General features: G+C 44.7%; 2 protein-coding genes. Both read right to left on the bottom strand.

Features of this window, described 5'->3' with window-relative positions:
* Window positions 1-128: 128 nt before the first annotated feature.
* A complete protein-coding gene (locus WB217_RS05730; protein ID WP_423991499.1) occupies window positions 129-872 on the bottom strand; it encodes a TPM domain-containing protein in 744 nt (247 codons plus the stop codon).
* Between the two features lie 2 nt (window positions 873-874).
* Complete coding sequence (locus tag WB217_RS05725; protein WP_423991497.1) at window positions 875-1,444, bottom strand: LemA family protein; 570 nt, start codon at window positions 1,442-1,444, stop codon at window positions 875-877.
* Window positions 1,445-1,636: the final 192 nt, after the last annotated feature.

Genomic DNA, 1,636 nt, shown 5'->3' with positions numbered 1-1,636 from the left:
TCTTTAACAGAGCCTTATAATAATAAAACACCAGAATTCGTTTTCTGGTGTTTTTAGTATGCCTTAATACAATTTTTTTCGTTTTCTCTGAAGCAAAACGACGGATGTGCGTTAATAGTGAATCCTTGCTACCAGCCACGGCTTGCTCCGCCGCCGCCGGAAGATCCGCCGCCCCCTCCGCGAGGGCCACCACCGCCGCCGCCGCCGCCTCTAGAAACAATTGAAAGGAGCAAATAGGTTAGAGTGCCTCCAAAAAACATAAAATCGAGTACTACAACACCGATGATTATAATGATCAGCAGCCAGGTTGGGATTGGGAAACCCTGCTCTTGTTGCTGATGTTGTTGAGTGGCCTTCCCGAACTCGTTTATGCCTGACACTTCGTTTGCAAGCGCATGGTACGTATTCATTATCGCTAGATTTGGCTGTCCATTTTTTAGGTGAGGGATGGCGTATTCATCAAGAATTCTTCCTGCTTTGCCATCAGGTATCGTTCCTTCGAGACCATAACCAACTTCAATCCTGATTTTCTTCTCTTTAATCGCCAGTACGAGCAGAACTCCGTTATTGTCCTTTTCAGTGCCGAGACCGTATTTGCGATAAGCCTCAACCGAGTATTCTTCAATGCTTGTATCACCGATAGTATCGACTGTAAGAACAGCAATTTGGGATGTTGTTTGGTCTTCTACTGACCTTCCTATGTTACGCATCTGGATTTCTTCATTTTCATTTAAGATATTCGCAAAGTCCTGGACATAGATGTCCCCAACAGGTACCGGAATTTCATTTGGTGCCGCGATTGCTCCGGCCGGAAGCAGCAACAGCAGGATGCCAATTATTGCCGCTAATCCGGAGAATCTTCTATGGCTCATGGTCAGCCTCCAAAATCAACCGAAGGAGCTTCTTGGGCCCTAGGGTCCGCTTTGAAGTATTCTTTCTCGTCAAAACCGGTAATGCTTGCAACAATGGCACCTGGGAATTGCTTGACTTTCTTGTTGTACACGGCTACTTGATCATTATAATCTTTTCTGGCCACTGCCAGTCTGTTCTCCGTGCCAGCAAGCTCGTCCATCAATTGAGTAAACTGTTTGTCTGCTTTTAGGTTTGGATAATTCTCAACAACTACCAGCAATCGGCTTAAAGCACCAGATAGCTCTGCGTTTGCAGTTGCCTGATCTTCGGGTGTTTTAGCTCCGGCTAACCGTGCTCTCGCATCTGAAATCGATTGAATCACTTCTTTTTCATGTGCAGCATAGCCCTTCACAGTATTAACAAGGTTCGGGATAAGGTCGAGTCGTCTTTGAAGCTGGTTCTCAACCTGAGCATATGCCTGGTTAACATTTTCCTCTTCGCTTACGAAGCTGTTATAGCTGCCTACTCCCATCATGATAAAAATACCGACTATGACTAACAAACCAATAATAATTCCTAATCCTTTTTTCATTCATTTGCCACTCCTGTTTCTATGATGTATTGGTAATGACGGTATTTTTCCCTCTTTTAGCATGTTTTTAAACTTAAAGTTATTTTCCTTTGGCTCTGTTAAAGCTGAATGTTGATTTTAAACCCTGTTGATTGTAGTGGAAGGCGCGAAGACTCCTGCGGGTGCAGTTGGACAGGTGAGACCCCGCAGGAG

The organism is Mesobacillus sp., assembly GCF_049588175.1.
Classification (GTDB): Bacteria; Bacillota; Bacilli; order Bacillales; family Cytobacillaceae; genus Mesobacillus.
Note: the sequence above shows the minus strand (reverse complement) of the source record. Positions and strands in the feature narration are given on the sequence as shown.